The following is a 15,397-nucleotide window of genomic DNA, read 5'->3' on the forward strand; positions in this document are numbered from 1 at the left end:
ACCCCCGCGCGCTCTGCGCGGTCGCGACCGCGGCCGTGCCGGGCGCCACCGAGGACGACGTGGCCGTGCTGGCGGTGGAGCACGCGGTCCGGCCCAGCCGGTCGGCCGGCATGGAGGTGCCGGCGGAGCCGACCGCACCGAGCCGGGTCCGGCACTGGCTGACCGCCCAGCTCACCGAGTGGCAGGTCCCGGAGGCGGTGGTCGGCGCGGCGGTGCTGTGCACGAGCGAGCTGACCACCAACGCGCTGCTGCACGCCGGCACCGCCGCCCGGGTCGAGATCGACCTCAGCGCGGAACGCCTGCTGGTCTCCGTCGCCGACTCCGGCACCCGGGGGCAGGTCACCCGGGCCCAGACCGACACGCTGAGCAGCCGGGGCCGTGGGCTCGGCCTGATCGAGGAGCTGAGCGACGCCTGGGGCACCGACCCGACGGTGCGCGGTTCGACGGTCTGGTTCGAGATTCTCATCCCCGGGGGCGGGTCGCGCGTCGACGGCCCGGCGACGGGGTAGGAGGCGCCCATGGCCGACGACACGCGCCGGGGCGTCCTCTTCGACGTGGACGGCACCCTGATCGACACCACGTACCTGCACACGGTGAGCTGGTGGGAGGCGCTGCGCCAGACCGACCACCGGGTGTCGATGGCGCGGATCCACCGGTCGATCGGCATGGGTGCGGACAAGCTCCTCGACCACCTGCTCGGCGCCGAACGGGACCGGGACGCCGACGGCCGCCTGCGCGACGCGCACGACGCGCTCTACGCCGAGTACTGGGAGCGGCTGGCGCCGCTGCCCCGGGCGCGGGAGCTGCTGCACGCCTGCGCGGAGCGGGGGTTGCGCGTGGTGCTGGCCACCTCGGCGGCCGAGCACGAGGTGACCGCGCTGCGCGCCGCGCTGGACGCCGACGACGTGATCGACACGGTCACGTCCTCCGCCGACGCGCGGGAGAGCAAGCCGGCGCCGGACATCCTGGAGGCGGCGCTGGACCAGTCGGGGCTGACCGCCGACCGGGTGGTGTTCGTCGGCGACTCGGTCTGGGACGTGGCCGCCGCCGGCAAGCTGGACATCCCCTGCATCGGGTTGACCTGCGGCGGCACCGGCCGCGCCGAGCTGGCCGGCGCCGGGGCGGTGGCGGTGTACGAGGACCCGGCGGACCTGCTGGACGCCCTGCCCGAGAGCGCGATCGGCACCCTCGGCTGAGCCGCCGCCGAACCGGGCCCGGTCGCCAGGCTTAGCCCGACCCCCGACGGGGCACTGGTGGCACCACCGCCCGGCCCACGGGCGGCCGAAGGGTGGTGTCGTGGAACCGGTCGATGTCGCGTTCGCTCTGCTGGGCGTCGGTGCGCTGCTGGCGGGGATCCTGCCCCGGATGCTGGAGAAGCGACCGCTGTCCATGCCGATCGCGTTCCTCGGGTTGGGCATGCTGGTCTTCCTGCTGCCGACCGGGCTGCCGACGCCGGATCCGCTGCGCTCGCCGGAGGTGACCACCCACCTCACCGAGATCGGTGTGATCGTCGCCCTGATGGGTGCCGGTCTGAAGATCGACCGGCCGTTGAGCTGGGCCCGCTGGTCGTCGACCTGGCGGCTGCTGGCCATCGCCATGCCGCTCTGCATCGCCGCCGTGGCGCTGCTCGGCTGGTGGTGGGCCGGCCTGGTGCCGGCGGCGGCGCTGCTGCTCGGCGCGGCGCTCGCGCCCACCGACCCGGTGCTCGCCTCGGACGTGCAGGTGGGCGAGCCGACCGACGTGGAGGACTCGGAGGACGAGGTGCGCTTCGCGCTGACCTCGGAGGCGGGCCTGAACGACGGCCTGGCGTTCCCGTTCGTCTACGCCGCCATCGCGATCGCCACCACCAGCCTCGCCCCGTCGGACTGGCTGGTCCACTGGCTGAGCGTCGACGTGGTCTACAAGCTCGCCGTCGGCGTGGGTGGTGGCCTGCTGATCGGCTGGCTGCTCGGCAAGCTGTTCTTCCGCGCCCCGAGCGAACTGCGGCTGGCCCGGCACTCCGAGGGCTTCCTCGCCCTGGCGGCGACGTTCCTCGCGTACGGGCTGGTCGAGGTGGTCGGCGGCTACGGCTTCCTGGCCGTCTTCGTGGCCGCGCGGGCGATCCGGGCCGCCGAGCGCACCCACGAGTTCCACGCCGTCCTGCACGACTTCGCCGAGCAGGTGGAACGGCTGCTGACCGTGCTGTTGCTGCTGCTGTTCGGCGGGGCGGTGGTCACCGGCCTGCTCGCGCCGCTGACCTGGCCGGCGGCGCTGGTCGGGTTGGCCCTGGTGCTGGTGATCCGGCCGTTGGCGGGTTGGCTGTCGCTGCGCGGCGCGCCGGGCTGCGCCACCGAGCACTGGGTGATCTCGCTGTTCGGCATCCGCGGCGTCGGCTCGTTCTACTACCTGGCGTACGCCACCAGCAAGACCGAGTTCCCGCAGGCGGAACTGCTCTGGGCCACGGTCGGCCTGGTGGTGGTGGTCTCGGTGGTGGTGCACGGCGTCGCCGCGACCCCGGTGATGCAGTTGCTGGACCGGGCCGGCGACCGTACCCGCGACGGCGCGGAGCAGGGCCGGACCGCGCAGCCGGTGCTCGACGGCGCGCGGGGCTGACCCGCGCGGGTCAGCCGGCGCGCAACCGGTCGGCCAGCGCGCGGCCCAGGTCCCGGCCGGACCGCCAGGCGCTCTGCACCCGGGGCCGGCCGAACGCGTCGCCCGCCAGACCGATCCCGTCGGCGTCCAGGTGGTACGTGCCGCCCTCGGCCACCCGCACCGGCCGGGCGTAGGTCCAGCGGTGCACGTGCGCCGAGGTGGCCGGTTCGGGCAGCCCGAGCAGGTCGCGCACGGCCTGTTCGACGGCCGGGCGGGCGGCGGTGGGTTGGAGCAGGTGCCCGGCGGCGAACTCGGCGGTGGTGTGCGCGACAAGCACGGGGGCGCCGTCGCCGCGCCGGTCGCCGTCGTCGCAGACCAGGCTCAGCACCGGGTGGTCGTTGACGAACGCGCCCCGGAAGTCGGGCCAGCGGCGGGACGGGAAGTGCAGCACCGCGGACAGCGTGGACGCCCAGCGTTGCGCCGCCACCGCCCGGGTGGCCTCGGCGAGCACCGGATCCAGCAGCAGCGCGGCCTGCGGCCCGGGCATGGCGAGCACCACCGCCTCGGCCGCCCGCCCGTCCACCCGGGGCCCGGGCTCGACGGTCATGACCAGCCGGTCGTGGGTCACCGGCAGGTTCGCGGCCAGGTGCTCGACGAGCGAGCGCAGCCCGCGCGGGGCGGCCCAGCGCACCGGGCCGGTCACCTCCTCGCGCCCGCGCGGCCCGTACGCGACGAGCGTGTCGGTCCACTCCCGCACCAGCCCGGCGGCCTGCCACTCCGCGACCACGGCGGCGAAGTCCGGGTCGTCGACGGTGAAGTAGGCGGCCCCCAGGTCGGCGGGGCGGCCGTCGAAGCGTTTGCTGGCCATCCGCCCGCCGGTCACCCGGCCGCGTTCGCGCACCTCCACCGGCACGCCCGCGCGGACCAGCTCGGTCGCGCACGCCACCCCGGCGATCCCCGCGCCGACCACCACCACACCCGACCGGTCCGACGTCATGTCGTGATCGTAGGCGGCGGCCGGCATGAACCGGCCGGCACGGGGGTAGTGGAACACCTGTTCGAGGAGAGGTGATCAGCATGGCCGACCGCAACAACAATCCGGACGCCGCCGTCAAGGACCCGGACGACTGGGTGACCGGCGACGAGCCGCCGACCGCGGCCCAGGAGTCCTACCTGCACACCCTGGCCCAGGAGGCGGGCGAGCAGGTGCCGGACGGGCTGACCAAGGCCGAGGCGTCCCGTCGGATCGACGAGCTCCAGGCGGAGACCGGCCGGGGGCGCTGAGGTCAGCGCGGGGGCAGGCGGTGCAGCTCGACCCGGTCGAGCCGCCCCGCCGCCACCCGCGCGGTCAGGTAGGTCGCGTGCGGCTGGGCCCGCCGGTCGGTGGGCGAGCCGGGGTTGAGCAGGCGCAGCCCGCCCGGCGCCACGCTGTCCCACGGGATGTGCGAGTGGCCGAACACCAGCAGGTCACGGTCGCCGTACGCGGCGGCGCAGCGCTCCTCACGGCGGGTCTTGGGGCCGGTCTCGTGCACCACGGCGACCCGCAGCCCGTCCAGCTCGACCCGGGCCACCTCGGGCAGCCGGGCCCGCAGCGCCGGGCCGTCGTTGTTGCCGTACACGGCGACCAGGCGGCGGGACCGGGTCTCCAGTGCGTCCAGCAGCGCCTCGTCCACCCAGTCGCCGGCGTGCAGCACCACGTCGGCGGTGTCGACGGCCGCCCACAGCGCCGCCGGCAGGTCCTTCGCCCGCTTCGGCACGTGCGTGTCCGCCATGATCACCAGCTCCATCCTCCCATCCTCCCCCAGCCCCGGCGCCGAAGTCGTGATCAAGGAGGGCGGGCCGGTGGAATAGGATGCGGGAGTGGGGGAGGTCGGCGGGCTGCTGCGGGAGTGGCGGACCCGGCGACGGCTCAGTCAGCTCGCCCTCGCCCACGAGGCGGAGATCTCTCCCCGGCACCTGAGCTTCCTGGAGACCGGCCGCTCCGCGCCCAGCCGGGAGATGGTGCTCCGGCTCGCCGAACACCTGGACGTGCCCCTGCGCGACCGCGACCAGCTGTTGCTCGCCGCCGGCTACGCGCCGGTCTATCCCCGGCGCGCGCTGGACTCCCCCGAGCTGAGCCGCGTCCGTGCGGCGGTCCGGCTGGTGCTGCGGGCGCACGAACCCTGGCCCGCGGTGGCGGTGGACCGCCGGTGGCGGCTGGTCGACGGCAACGCGGCGGTGCCGGTGCTCACCGCCGGCGCGGCGCCCCACCTGCTGCGGCCGCCGGTGAACGCGCTGCGGCTGACCCTGCACCCGGACGGGCTGGCGCCCCGGGTGCTCAACCTCGCCCAGTGGCGGGCGCACCTGCTGGCCCGGCTGCGCCGGCAGGCGCAGCTCACCGCCGACCCCGACCTCGCCGCCCTCGTCGAGGAACTGCGCGGCTATCCGGGCGGGACCGCGGCCGAGCCGGTCGAGCCCGGGCCGGGTGACGTGGTGGTGCCGCTGCGGCTGCGCCACGGCGACGGCGTGCTGACCCTGCTCAGCACGGTGTCCACGTTCGGCACCCCGCTCGACGTCACCGTCGAGGAGCTGTCCATCGAGACGTTCCTGCCCGGCGACGAGGCCACCGCCGCCGCGTTGCGCGCCGCGACGGCGACCTGAGCGCCGCTCAGGCGCCCTGACCCTGGTTCTGCATCAGGCCACCGTCCATGAAGTACGTCGACCCGGTCACGTAGTCGGCGTCGTCACTGGCGAGGAAGACGGCCAGCTTGGCGATCTCGGACGGCTGGGCGGCCCGCTTCCAGGGGATGCTCTGCACCTGCTCCTCCAGGTACTTCGGGTCGTCGATCGCCTCCTGGTTGAACGGGGTGAGCACCATGCCCGGCCCGATGTTGTTGACGTTCATCCGCATCGGCGCGACCTCCAGCGCCAGGCTCTTGGCGAACTCCAGCATCGCGCCCTTGCTCGTGTCGTAGTCGGCGCCGCCGGCCCGGGCCACCTCCTGGTGGATCGAGGTGATGTTGATGATCCGGCCGCCGCCGCCCTGCTCCTTGCGGTGTCGCACGAAGCGCCGCGAGCAGAAGAACGTTCCGTAGACGTTGGTCCGGATGCACCGGTCCCACGTCTCGGTGTCCAGGTCGGCGACCGGGATGCCGGAGGCGTCCACACCGGCGTCGTTCATCAGCACGTCCAACCTGTCGAACTCGGCGAGCGCCTCGTCGAACATGGCCTCGACCTGGTACTCGACGCTGATGTCGCCCTGCACCACCACGGCCCGGCGACCGACCTTCTCGATCTCGGCCCGGGTGTGGTTCGCCCCGGCGTGGTCGTGCAGGTAGTGCACCACCACGTCGGCGCCCTCCCGGCCGAACTCGATCGCGGTGGCCTGCCCGATGCCCGAGTCCGAGCCGGTGATCAGGGCGGTCTTCCCCGCCAGCCGTCCGGTCATCCGGTTGCTCCCTCCGTGTGGGCCACGCCGGTGGGCGCGGCCGTTCGGTCGCCGGCGCGGCGCGCCACGGCGTCGGTGATCCGGCCCGCGGCGATGATCAGGCCGATGTGCGAGAACGCCTGCGGGAAGTTGCCGACCTGCTCGCCGGTCGCCTGGTCGATCTGCTCGGCGTAGAGACCGAGGTCGTTCGCGCGCGCGGTGAGCTGCTCGAACATCTGCCGGGCCCGGTCGATCTCACCCGCCTCGGCCCGGCAGGCGGCCAGCCAGAACGAGCAGATCACGAAGCCGGCCGGGTCGTCGTCCCAGCGGCGCAGCAGCCCGTCCCGGGACAACCGGCGCTCCACCACGTCCATGGTGGCGCGCATCCGCGGGTCGTCGGCGGGCAGGAAGCCGACCAACGGCATGATCAGCACCGAGGCGTCCAGGTCGTCGGAGTCGAACGCGCCGGTGAACGCGCCGACCCGCTCGTTCCACCCCCGGTCGAGCACCGTCGCGCGCACCTCGTCCCGGGCGGCGGCCCACCGCGCCACGTCGGCGGGCTCGCCGATGCGCGGTCCGAACCGGACGGCGCGGTCCAGCGCGGTCCAGCACTGGACCTTCGACGAGACGTAGTGCCGCTCCGCGTCGCGCGCCTCCCACATCCCGGCGTCGGGCCGGTGCCAGTCGAGTACCGCCTGGTCGGCGAGCGTGTGCAGCAGGTGGCGGACCTCGGGCGACATCGGGTCGAGGTAGTGGCGCATCAGCCAGGCCGCGTCGAGCACCTCGCCCAGCACGTCGTTCTGCCGCTGCCGCCAGGCGTCGTTGCCGACCAGCACCGGCCGGCTGCCCTCGTAGCCGGCGAGGTGGTCGAGGTCGTGCTCGGTGAGGTCCCGCTCCCCCTCGACGCCGTACATGATCGGCACCGGGGCGTCGCCGATCCGGCCGATCGCCCGGGCCACCCAGGTGAACTGCCGGTCCGCCTCGTCCGGGCAGGCGGCCCGCCAGAGCGCCTGGAGGGTGAGGCTGAAGTCGCGGAGCCAGACGAAGCGGTAGTCGTAGTTGCGGTCGCCGCCGATCTGTTCCGGCAGTGAGGCGGTGGCCGCCGCGACGACCGCCCCGCTCGGCCCGTACGTCATGCCCTGCACCACCATCGCGCTGCGCCGCACCTGGTCGCGGTACTCGCCCCGGTAGTCGTGCAGGTCGGCCCAGGAGCGCCAGCCCGCGACCGCGTCGGCCACCACCCGCGCGGCGTCGGGCAGCGCCGGTTCGGTGCCGGAGTACGTCGGGGCGTACCCCAGGGTGAACCGGTGGGTGCTGCCGGCGCGGGCGGTGAACCGCCCGACGGCGGCCGCGTCGGTGAGGGTGAGCGGGACGTCGGCGCGCAGGTCCAGGCGGCACACGCCGGCCGCCGCGCTGATCACCCCGTCGCGTTCGACGAGGTAGGCGCGAACCCGGCCGTACTCGAAACGCGGCACGTAGTCGGTCCGCATCGGCACCTCGCCGCTGAGCCCCTCGACCACGCGGGCGAGCACGCGCGGCGGTCGCAGCCCGATCTCGTGGCCGCGCGCGCCGGGCTCCAGCGCCAGCGTGTCGGTGACGGCCGCCGTGCCGGTCGCGGTGGTGAAGACGGTACGCAGGACCAGCGTGTCGTCCAGATAGGAGCGGGTGCTGGTGAACTCGCCCTCGGGCTGGACGCTCCAGTACCCCGCGTCGCTGCCGAGCAGGCGACCGAAGACCGACGGCGCGTCGAAGCGGTGCGGGCACCACCAGTCGACCGCGCCGGCCTGGTCCACCAGCGCCGCGCTGCACCCGTCGGCGAGGAAGCCGTGCTCGCTGATCCGTCCGGTCCGCACGGTCGTGGCTACCCGGCGGGGCCGCCGGCATGCCTGGCCGCATCGGTTGCGTCGGGCGCGTTACCGCTCGCCGCCCTCGGGAACGCGACGGGTCGACGAAGGAGGATGCTCATGACCAGACCCTCGACTCCGACCGCGGCCTGGCGACCCGGAATGCCGGGCGGCGACAACCTCCCGTCCGGCCCGAGCGGTCGCCCGATGCCGCCGAGCGGGGACGGGCACGGGCCGCAGGCCGGTGCACCGACCGTCACGATCGGCTCGTACCCGGACTATCCGTCCGCCCAGCGCGTGGTGGACTATCTGGCCGACAACCGGTTCCCGGTGGAACGGACCTCGATCGTCGGCACGAACCTGACGCTCGTGGAGACCGTCATGGGGCGGCTCACCACCGGGCGGGCGGCCCTGCTGGGCGCCGGCACCGGCGCCTGGTTCGGCCTGTTCATCGGGTTGCTGTTCGGCATCTTCACCGCCGGTAACTGGTTGGCGGTGATCCTGGTCGGTCTGGTCATCGGCGCGATCTGGGGTGCCGTGTTCGGCGCGGTCGCGCACGCCATGACCGGCGGGCAGCGCGACTTCACCTCGGCCAGCTCACTGCGGGCCGGCCAGTACGCGGTCACCGTGGAGGCGGAGGTGGCGGAGCAGGCCCGGCAGCTGCTGGGCCGGATGCACCTCACGCCGACCGGCGCCACCGCACGCTGAGCGGCGCGACCCGACGAGGGAGGGCCCCGGACGGGTCCTCCCTCGGCGCGTCAGTCGTGGTAGGCCCGCTCGCCGGCGCGCAGCGGCACGTCGAGGCGGTTCTCCGGCGGGGCGAGCGGGCAGGCCCACCGGTCGTCGTAGGCGCAGCTCGGGTTGTAGAGGTAGTTCGCGTCCAACCGCACCCGGTCGCCGGGCAGCACCGTCAGGCCACGTCCGAACGTGCCCTTGACCGTGTCGGTGAGGTACCGCCCCCCGCCGTACGCGCCGTCGGAGCAGGTGGCGTCGCGCACCGGCAGGAACAGCCCGCCCCCGTACGCCTCGATCCACCAGAGCGTGAGCGGCCCCCAGGGCGTCTCGGCGACCGCCACCCGGCGGTAGGAAACGACCCCGTCGGGGCCGCCGGTGTCGATGCTCAGCCGGCCCGAGGCGGGCCGTAGCGGAGCCTCGACCACCGCGTCCGGGTCGGGCGGGAACCAGCGCAGCCCGGTGAAGCCGGGCCGGTCGTCCGGCGGCACCGGGCTGCTCGGGTGGGTGCGGAACAGCTCGTCCCGGGCCGCCCGGAAGCCGGCCAGGTCCAGGTCGGAGAGGTAGAGCCGGGCCACCCGCTCCCGCCAGTCGAGTACGTCGAGGTCGTCCATACCCCGACCCTAGCCGGGCGATCAGTTCAAATTTCTACCGACACGTCACACCAGCCTCTCGGCGCTCACTTCGACTTCCGTCGGGACACTTGTTTAAATTTTAAATAGTGCTACTGTTGCGGCATGACGGAGAGCCTGGACGCGGAGCGGACGGCCTGCTGGCGCGCGTACATCGAGTCGAGCCAGCGGCTGTTCACCCAGATCGAGGACGACCTGCGCACGGACAGCGACCTCAGCTTCGCCGACTACCACGTGCTGGTGCTGCTCTCCGAGGCGCCCGGGCAGCGGCTGCGCATGGGAGAGCTGGCCGACCGGCTGGTCTTCTCGCCGAGCCGGTTGACCTACCAGATCACCACCATGCAGAAGCGCGGCCTGGTCGCCCGGGAGTCCTGCCCGGCCGACCGGCGCGGCAGCGAGGCCGTCCTCACCGCGACCGGGCTGCTGGCCCTGCGCGAGGCCGCGCCGCACCACCTGCGCTCCGTGCGCACCCACCTGATCGACGACCTCGACGACGCCGAGGTCGCCTGCCTCACCCGGGTCTTCGAGCGGCTCGGCCGGCGCCTGCGCGCCGACCGCACCGCGTCGTCCACCCCGGCCGACAACTAGGGAGCCCGCGATGCCCGCGATCACCGTCGACGACGTCCTCGTCCTGCCCCGCCTGCCGAAGCTGGACGAGTCCACCACCTACCGCCCGGTCCGCCGGGTCACCACCGCGCCCAGCGGCTACGAGGGCGAGGGCTTCCCGGTCCGCCGGGCCTTCGCCGGGGTCCCGATGACCGAGCTGGACCCGTTCATCCACCTCGACCAGATGGGCGAGGTCGACTACGCGCCGGGCGAGCCGAAGGGCACCTCCTGGCACCCGCACCGCGGGTTCGAGACGGTGACCTACATGATCGACGGGATCATGGACCACCAGGACTCGACGGGCGGCGGTGGCACCATCACCGACGGCGACACCCAGTGGATGACGGCCGGCAGTGGCCTGCTCCACATCGAGGCGCCGCCGGAGCACCTGGTGATGAGCGGCGGGCTGTTCCACGGCCTCCAGCTCTGGGTCAACCTGCCCCGGGTCGCCAAGATGAGCGCGCCCCGCTACCAGGACATCCGCGGCCGGGAGTCGGCGCTGCTGACCACGCCCGACGGTGGCGGCCTGATCCGGGTCATCGCCGGCGAGGTGGCCGGGCACCGGGGTCCGGGCTCGACGCACACGCCGATCACCATAGCGCACGTCACGCTGCAGCCCGGCGCGGAGCTGAGCCTGCCCTGGCGGGCGGACTTCAACGCGCTCGTCTACGTGCTGGCCGGCCGCGGCACGGTCGGCACCGACCGGCGGCCGATCCACCTCGGCCAGCTCGCCGTGCACGGGCCCGGCGACGCGCTGCGGATCACCGCCGACCGCACGCAGGACGGCAACACCCCGGCGCTGGAGCTCTACCTGATGGGCGGCCAGCCGATCCGTGAGCCGGTGGCCCACTACGGCCCGTTCGTGATGAACACCCGGGCCGAGCTGATCCAGGCGGTCGAGGACTTCCAGGCCGGCCGGCTCGGGGTGGTCCCGACCGGGCGGGTGCCGCACAGCGACGGCCAGGGCGACCGCCCCTGACCTGCGCCGGGCGCCCCGGTCCACCGGGGCGCCCGGCGGCGGTCTCAGGAGACGGCGAAGATCCCGGCCACCCCGAGGATCACCATCAACAGCACCGCCACCAGCGCCCCCCGCTCCCCCTCCACCGCCTGGTGGCGGTCGTCGGTCACGGTGTTCGTCGTTTCGGCGGGCATGTCGGTGCCTCCTCGGTTTCGCGATCCAGGGGTCCGGGGTACCCCAGGCGCGTCCCACCGCCGCCGACCTGCTGCGTCGTGGTGCGGGGCCCGACCGGGGGTCCTACCGTGTGAGGACGTCGTCGACCTCGGGAGGCTGGAACGTGACTCTGCGGGACTGGTTCCTCACCGCACAGGAACGCGCCAACCCGGGGTCTGAGTTACCCGTCTGGACGAGCGGAAACCTCGCCGAGCCGTTGATTCACGGCGCCGCGTACTTCGACCGGCTGGTCCGCGAGGTGGAGGCGCTCGGGGCCGGCGACCACCTGTTCTTCACCGACTGGCGGGGCGACCCGGACGAGCGGATGCGCCCGGACGGCCCCACCGTGGTGCAGCTGTTCGCGCAGGCCGCCCAGCGTGGGGTGATCGTCAAGGGCCTGGTCTGGCGCTCCCACCTCGACGCGCTGTCCTACAGCGAGGCGGAGAACCGCGACCTCGCCGAGGCGATCCGCGCGGCCGGCGGCGAGGTGCTGCTCGACCAGCGCGTCCGACGCGGCGGCTCGCACCACCAGAAGCTCGTCGTGCTGCGCCACCCCGACGACCCGGAGCGCGACGTCGCGTTCGCCGGCGGCATCGACCTGTGCCACAGCCGACGGGACGACGCCACCCACGCCGGCGATCCGCAGGCGGTGGTCATGTCACCGCGCTACGGCTCGACGCCGCCCTGGCACGACGTGCAACTGGCGTTGCGCGGCCCGGTGGTCGGCGCGCTGGACACCACGTTCCGCGAGCGCTGGACCGACCCGATGCCGCTGGACTCGGAGAACCCCTTGGCCTACCTGCGGGACCGGCTGCGCGGCTCGGACCTGCGCCCGGACCCGCTGCCCGACCAGCCCGCCGACCCGCCCCCCTGCGGGCCGCACCAGGTGCAGGTGCTGCGCACCTACCCGGCGGTGCGTCCGCGCTACTCGTTCGCCCCGGACGGCGAGCGCACCGTCGCCCGCGGCTACACCAAGGCGGTACGCCGGGCGCGTCGGCTGATCTACCTGGAGGACCAGTACCTCTGGTCGAACGAGGTGGCCGAGCTGTTCGCCGAGGCGCTGCGCGAGCATCCGGACCTGCACCTGGTGGCGGTCGTGCCCCGGCACCCGGACGTGGACGGCCGGCTCGCGCTGCCGCCGAACATGGTGGGCCGCGAGCAGGCGCTGTCGCTCTGCCACCGGGCCGCCCCGGACCGGGTGCACGTGTTCGACGTCGAGAACCACGAGGGCACCCCGGTCTACGTGCACGCCAAGGTCTGCGTGGTGGACGACGTCTGGGCCAGCGTGGGCAGCGACAACTTCAACCGCCGCTCCTGGACCCACGACAGCGAGCTGTCCTGCGCGGTACTGGACGACACCCGCGACGAGCGGTCGCCGGCCGACCCGGCCGGCCTGGGCGACGGCGCCCGGGTCTTCGCCCGCGACCTGCGGCTGCGGCTGTGGCGGGAGCACCTGGACCGCGACCCGGACGGCGCGCAGGACGACGACCTGCTGGACCCGGCGGACGCGGTGGCGGCGATCACCGCGGCGGCCGACGAGCTGGACCGCTGGCACGCCGGCGGGCGGGTCGGCCCTCGACCGCCCGGCCGGTTGCGGCCGCACCGACCGGAGCGGCTGCCCTGGCGTACGCGACTCTGGGCGCTGCCGGCGTACCGGCTGGTCTACGACCCGGACGGCAGGCCGCTGCGTGCCCGGCGCGCCGGCACCTGGTGAAGGTCCCCCGCCTCGTCCGGCACGTTCGGGCGGGCCGGGTAGGCGAACGACACCCGTGGTGAGTAGAACCCCCAGCAGAACTGCAACGGGTTGGTCGGCCGGAGCGCGTAGACCGGGTGCTCCGGTGCCAGGAACTCCACCGACTCGACCTCGAACGGGGACACCGGCTCGGCCACGTACGGGTAGTCGCTCACGATCAGCTCGCCGTCGCGGCGGGTGAGGTAGCGGTGGTGGCCGCTGTGGGCCTCGGTGCCGGTGTGCCCGACCCGGGCGGTGACCCGGATCAGCGGCCGGCCGCCGGCCCGGGTCTCCGCGGTGAGCCGTCCGCCGCGCACCTCCAGGTGTGTCTCGCCGTCGCCGGCCGGGGCGCCGCGGGCGGCGGCGTACTGCCGGACACGTGCGCTGGAGGCCAGGTAGTGCGTCCACCAGCCGCCCGGGGTCTCACCGTCGGGCGCGTCCATGTCCGCCAGCGAGACACCGAGGAAGGTGAGCGAGTAGGCGCCGAAGCCCGACGTCTGCGTCCCGTCGTCGACCACGTACTGACAGAGGAAGACCTGCCGCTGCGGGTGCGCCCGGAGGCCGGCCGGCACCAGTGCCTCCGCCGCGCCCGGGTCCGCGGGGATCCAGCTGAACAGCAGCGTCGGGGCGTTGACGACCAGTTGCGGCGCGGCGGGATCGAGCACGGTGCCTCCGTAGACGTGTACCTACGGACGCTACGGGCGGTCCTGTTGGTGGGACAACGACGGAAAGGCGACACTTCGACCGACTGTCGGGTTCTGTGTTGACCGGTCGGATCGAACGGGCGGACCGACCGGTCAGGGCCGCGCGGTGCGCGAAATGCCCCGATCAGGCCCGTTGATACCCCCGTGAGCCTTAAGTACATCATACTTTCGGCTAGATTTCTGCTGGCCGGTCAGGCTAAGGTGGCTTCCGAACGGACCAACTGAAGCTAAACCTAAGCGTCTCTTCTTTTTTCCGCGGACGAGGTGCAGGGAGGACCACCATGACCGCCCACACGATCAGTGCCCCGGCGACATCCGCGCCGGCCGGCTCCGCGAAGCTCGACCCTCGTGCGCTCACCGACAGCGCCGCCGACGTCCTCGCCGCGATGGCCGCGCTGCCCGCGAACCACCCGTCGCGCCCGGCCCTGCGCGACCGCGCCATCGAGGCGTGGCTGCCCCTGGCCAACCACCTCGCCCACCGCTACAGCGGGCGGGGCGAGCCCAACGACGACCTGGCGCAGACCGCCGCGATCGGCCTGATCAAGGCGATCGACAAGTTCGACCCGTCCCGCGGCGTCGACTTCGCCGGCTACGCCATCCCGACCATCATCGGCGAACTGAAGCGCCACTTCCGCGACCGCACCTGGGACATCCGGGTGCCGCGCCGGCTCCAGGAGCTGCGCCTGGCGATCTCCGACGCCAACAGCACGCTGCTGCAGACCCTCGGCCGCTCGCCGACGGTCGCCGACATCGCCGCCCATCTCAAGCTCACCGAGGAAGAGGTGCTGGAGGGCCTGGAGGGCGCCCGCGCGTACAACGCGGTGTCGCTGTCCACCCCGACCGGCGACGGCGAGCGGGCCACCGAGCTGGGCGACCTGCTCGGCGGCGAGGACGGCGAGTTCGAGCTGGCCGAGATGCGGGTCGCGCTCGGCCCGGCGCTGGCCACCCTCGACCAGCGCGAGCAGAAGATCCTCACCCTGCGCTTCTACGGCAACCTGACCCAGTCGCAGATCGCCGAGCAGATCGGCGTCTCGCAGATGCACGTGTCCCGGCTGCTGGCCCGGGCGCTGACCAAGCTGCGCGGGCAGCTCGACGGAACGTACTAGGGGGTGGCGGCGGCCGGGTCGGCGGACCCGGCGTCGTGAGCCACCCGGCCCGGTCGGCGATGCGCCGGCCGGGCCGTTCCACGTCCGGCACCGGGCAATCCGGTCGCCCGTCGTTCGTAGGAACGCGCACGGGCGGGCACCCGGACCCGGGAACGCCACTCCGAGGTCGCCGCCGGCACGGATGGCCCGGCCCATCGGCGCTTCGGTGCGCGCACGGGCTCGCACGCGCGGGCACAGGGCATGCGCGGACGCGGGGCACGCGGGGCACGCCCGGAGGCGGGGCACACGGAGTTCAACGCAGCCGACCGAACGCCCGGACGAGCATGCCCGGCGACAGGCGATATACCGCCTGGTCATAATTATGACTCTGAGGTATATCGCACCTGGCGGCACCGTCGTCTCGACCTCGACACGCCCGGCACCGGGCGCCCGACGCCGGACGCCCGAGGCCCGGGAGGCGCCGGGTGCCGGACATCTGCGTGACCGGGCGGCCTCCCGGCCTACCCGACGGAGGCACCCTGCTCCGCGGACACGCCCTGGCGTGGCCGTCCGCCGCGGGGCGAGTCGTCCTCCCCATCAGCCTGACAGGCAGGTGAGCAGCCTGCCGGTGTCCGCACGATCGGCAGACGAGGACGGGTGATCGGCAACCGGCAGCGGAGATGAGAGTCCGCGGGGGGCGGTCCGGGGCGGGGCAGCGCGTACCGGCAGGCGGCAGGGTGCGAGAGTGGGTCCGTGCTCGCCGACGTCCCGCTCGACCTGCCGGTCCGACAGGTGCTGCCGGCGCTGGTCGAGGCGCTGCGGGAGCGGGGGGCCGGCGTCCTGGTCGCGCCGCCGGGCACCGGCAAGACCACCACCGCGCCGCTCGCGGTCGCGGACGCCGTCGCCGGGCGGGT

At 74.0% G+C, this 15,397-nt stretch carries 17 protein-coding genes; 10 read left to right on the plus strand and 7 right to left on the minus strand.

Annotated features, from left to right (window positions below):
* The 3 genes from HUW36_RS11340 to HUW36_RS11350 all read left to right on the plus strand — a co-directional run.
* The coding region (locus tag HUW36_RS11340; RefSeq protein ID WP_174528110.1) for an ATP-binding protein at positions 1-509 on the plus strand (509 nt) is incomplete at its 5' end.
* 9 nt (positions 510-518) lie between these two features.
* Positions 519-1,196 carry an HAD family hydrolase gene (locus HUW36_RS11345; RefSeq protein WP_174528111.1) on the plus strand — a complete coding sequence of 226 codons (678 nt, stop codon included), beginning with the start codon at positions 519-521 and terminating at the stop codon, positions 1,194-1,196.
* Positions 1,197-1,296: 100 nt separating this feature from the next.
* Entirely contained in the window at positions 1,297-2,592 is a 1,296-nt protein-coding gene (locus HUW36_RS11350) for a cation:proton antiporter (protein WP_174528112.1), read from the plus strand.
* Positions 2,593-2,602: 10 nt separating this feature from the next.
* Here the strand turns inward: HUW36_RS11350 and HUW36_RS11355 are convergent, their stop codons facing one another.
* Positions 2,603-3,547 (minus strand): NAD(P)/FAD-dependent oxidoreductase, encoded by a 945-nt coding sequence (locus HUW36_RS11355; protein ID WP_174528126.1) that lies wholly within the window; start codon positions 3,545-3,547, stop codon positions 2,603-2,605.
* Between the two features lie 101 nt (positions 3,548-3,648).
* On the opposite strand from HUW36_RS11355, the gene HUW36_RS11360 reads away from it, so the two are divergent.
* Positions 3,649-3,855 (plus strand): DUF3072 domain-containing protein, encoded by a 207-nt coding sequence (locus tag HUW36_RS11360; RefSeq protein ID WP_174528113.1) that lies wholly within the window; start codon positions 3,649-3,651, stop codon positions 3,853-3,855.
* Positions 3,856-3,857: 2 nt separating this feature from the next.
* Here the strand turns inward: HUW36_RS11360 and HUW36_RS11365 are convergent, their stop codons facing one another.
* Positions 3,858-4,358, minus strand: a complete 501-nt coding sequence (locus HUW36_RS11365) for a metallophosphoesterase family protein (protein ID WP_174528114.1) — start codon at positions 4,356-4,358, stop codon at positions 3,858-3,860.
* 73 nt (positions 4,359-4,431) lie between these two features.
* On the opposite strand from HUW36_RS11365, the gene HUW36_RS11370 reads away from it, so the two are divergent.
* Positions 4,432-5,211 (plus strand): helix-turn-helix transcriptional regulator, encoded by a 780-nt coding sequence (locus tag HUW36_RS11370; protein ID WP_174528115.1) that lies wholly within the window; start codon positions 4,432-4,434, stop codon positions 5,209-5,211.
* A 7-nt stretch (positions 5,212-5,218) separates the two neighbouring features.
* Here HUW36_RS11370 and HUW36_RS11375 read toward each other — a convergent pair whose 3' ends face one another.
* Both HUW36_RS11375 and HUW36_RS11380 read right to left on the minus strand, forming a co-directional pair.
* On the minus strand, positions 5,219-5,998 hold the full coding sequence (locus HUW36_RS11375) for an SDR family oxidoreductase (RefSeq protein WP_174528116.1): 780 nt from the start codon (positions 5,996-5,998) through the stop codon (positions 5,219-5,221).
* Positions 5,995-7,830 carry a glycoside hydrolase family 15 protein gene (locus HUW36_RS11380; protein ID WP_174528117.1) on the minus strand — a complete coding sequence of 612 codons (1,836 nt, stop codon included), beginning with the start codon at positions 7,828-7,830 and terminating at the stop codon, positions 5,995-5,997. The genes HUW36_RS11375 and HUW36_RS11380 overlap by 4 nt, the downstream gene beginning before the upstream one ends.
* A gap of 111 nt (positions 7,831-7,941) precedes the next feature.
* Here HUW36_RS11380 and HUW36_RS11385 point away from each other — a divergent pair, with 111 nt between their 5' ends.
* A complete protein-coding gene (locus HUW36_RS11385) occupies positions 7,942-8,529 on the plus strand; it encodes a general stress protein (RefSeq protein ID WP_174528118.1) in 588 nt (195 codons plus the stop codon).
* 50 nt (positions 8,530-8,579) lie between these two features.
* Here the strand turns inward: HUW36_RS11385 and HUW36_RS11390 are convergent, their stop codons facing one another.
* Positions 8,580-9,167, minus strand: coding sequence for a DUF1684 domain-containing protein (locus tag HUW36_RS11390; RefSeq protein WP_174528119.1), 588 nt, complete (start codon positions 9,165-9,167; stop codon positions 8,580-8,582).
* Between the two features lie 123 nt (positions 9,168-9,290).
* Here HUW36_RS11390 and HUW36_RS11395 point away from each other — a divergent pair, with 123 nt between their 5' ends.
* Together HUW36_RS11395 and HUW36_RS11400 are read left to right on the plus strand one after the other, a co-directional pair.
* Positions 9,291-9,773: a MarR family winged helix-turn-helix transcriptional regulator gene (locus tag HUW36_RS11395; protein WP_174528120.1), complete on the plus strand. Its 483-nt coding sequence runs from the start codon at positions 9,291-9,293 to the stop codon at positions 9,771-9,773.
* Between the two features lie 10 nt (positions 9,774-9,783).
* On the plus strand, positions 9,784-10,770 hold the full coding sequence (locus tag HUW36_RS11400) for a pirin family protein (RefSeq protein ID WP_174528121.1): 987 nt from the start codon (positions 9,784-9,786) through the stop codon (positions 10,768-10,770).
* A 44-nt stretch (positions 10,771-10,814) separates the two neighbouring features.
* On the opposite strand, the gene HUW36_RS34875 is transcribed toward HUW36_RS11400, so the two are convergent.
* Complete coding sequence (locus tag HUW36_RS34875; protein WP_281357517.1) at positions 10,815-10,943, minus strand: hypothetical protein; 129 nt, start codon at positions 10,941-10,943, stop codon at positions 10,815-10,817.
* 143 nt (positions 10,944-11,086) lie between these two features.
* Between HUW36_RS34875 and HUW36_RS11405 the strand changes: the two genes are divergently transcribed.
* Positions 11,087-12,676, plus strand: coding sequence for a phospholipase D family protein (locus tag HUW36_RS11405; protein WP_174528122.1), 1,590 nt, complete (start codon positions 11,087-11,089; stop codon positions 12,674-12,676).
* Here the strand turns inward: HUW36_RS11405 and HUW36_RS11410 are convergent.
* Positions 12,625-13,359 carry an acetoacetate decarboxylase family protein gene (locus HUW36_RS11410; RefSeq protein ID WP_174528123.1) on the minus strand — a complete coding sequence of 245 codons (735 nt, stop codon included), beginning with the start codon at positions 13,357-13,359 and terminating at the stop codon, positions 12,625-12,627. The two genes, HUW36_RS11405 and HUW36_RS11410, sit on opposite strands and share 52 nt — an antisense overlap.
* 320 nt (positions 13,360-13,679) lie before the next feature.
* Here HUW36_RS11410 and HUW36_RS11415 point away from each other — a divergent pair, with 320 nt between their 5' ends.
* Positions 13,680-14,504 (plus strand): SigB/SigF/SigG family RNA polymerase sigma factor, encoded by an 825-nt coding sequence (locus HUW36_RS11415; RefSeq protein WP_174528124.1) that lies wholly within the window; start codon positions 13,680-13,682, stop codon positions 14,502-14,504.
* The last annotated feature ends 893 nt before the right edge of the window (positions 14,505-15,397 follow it).

Source organism: Micromonospora maritima (assembly GCF_902825405.1).
Classification (GTDB): Bacteria; Actinomycetota; Actinomycetes; order Mycobacteriales; family Micromonosporaceae; genus Micromonospora; species Micromonospora maritima.

What these genes read in the sequence shown, in the direction of transcription:
- HUW36_RS11390 (WP_174528119.1), bottom strand. Translation starts at nt 9,167, where the DNA reads ATGGACGACCTCGACGTACTCGACTGGCGGGAGCGGGTGGCCCGGCTC.
- HUW36_RS11415 (WP_174528124.1), top strand. Translation starts at nt 13,680, where the DNA reads ATGACCGCCCACACGATCAGTGCCCCGGCGACATCCGCGCCGGCCGGC.
- HUW36_RS11375 (WP_174528116.1), bottom strand. Translation starts at nt 5,998, where the DNA reads ATGACCGGACGGCTGGCGGGGAAGACCGCCCTGATCACCGGCTCGGAC.
- HUW36_RS11395 (WP_174528120.1), top strand. Translation starts at nt 9,291, where the DNA reads ATGACGGAGAGCCTGGACGCGGAGCGGACGGCCTGCTGGCGCGCGTAC.
- HUW36_RS11365 (WP_174528114.1), bottom strand. Translation starts at nt 4,358, where the DNA reads ATGGAGCTGGTGATCATGGCGGACACGCACGTGCCGAAGCGGGCGAAG.
- HUW36_RS11400 (WP_174528121.1), top strand. Translation starts at nt 9,784, where the DNA reads ATGCCCGCGATCACCGTCGACGACGTCCTCGTCCTGCCCCGCCTGCCG.
- HUW36_RS11385 (WP_174528118.1), top strand. Translation starts at nt 7,942, where the DNA reads ATGACCAGACCCTCGACTCCGACCGCGGCCTGGCGACCCGGAATGCCG.
- HUW36_RS11345 (WP_174528111.1), top strand. Translation starts at nt 519, where the DNA reads ATGGCCGACGACACGCGCCGGGGCGTCCTCTTCGACGTGGACGGCACC.
- HUW36_RS11360 (WP_174528113.1), top strand. Translation starts at nt 3,649, where the DNA reads ATGGCCGACCGCAACAACAATCCGGACGCCGCCGTCAAGGACCCGGAC.
- HUW36_RS34875 (WP_281357517.1), bottom strand. Translation starts at nt 10,943, where the DNA reads ATGCCCGCCGAAACGACGAACACCGTGACCGACGACCGCCACCAGGCG.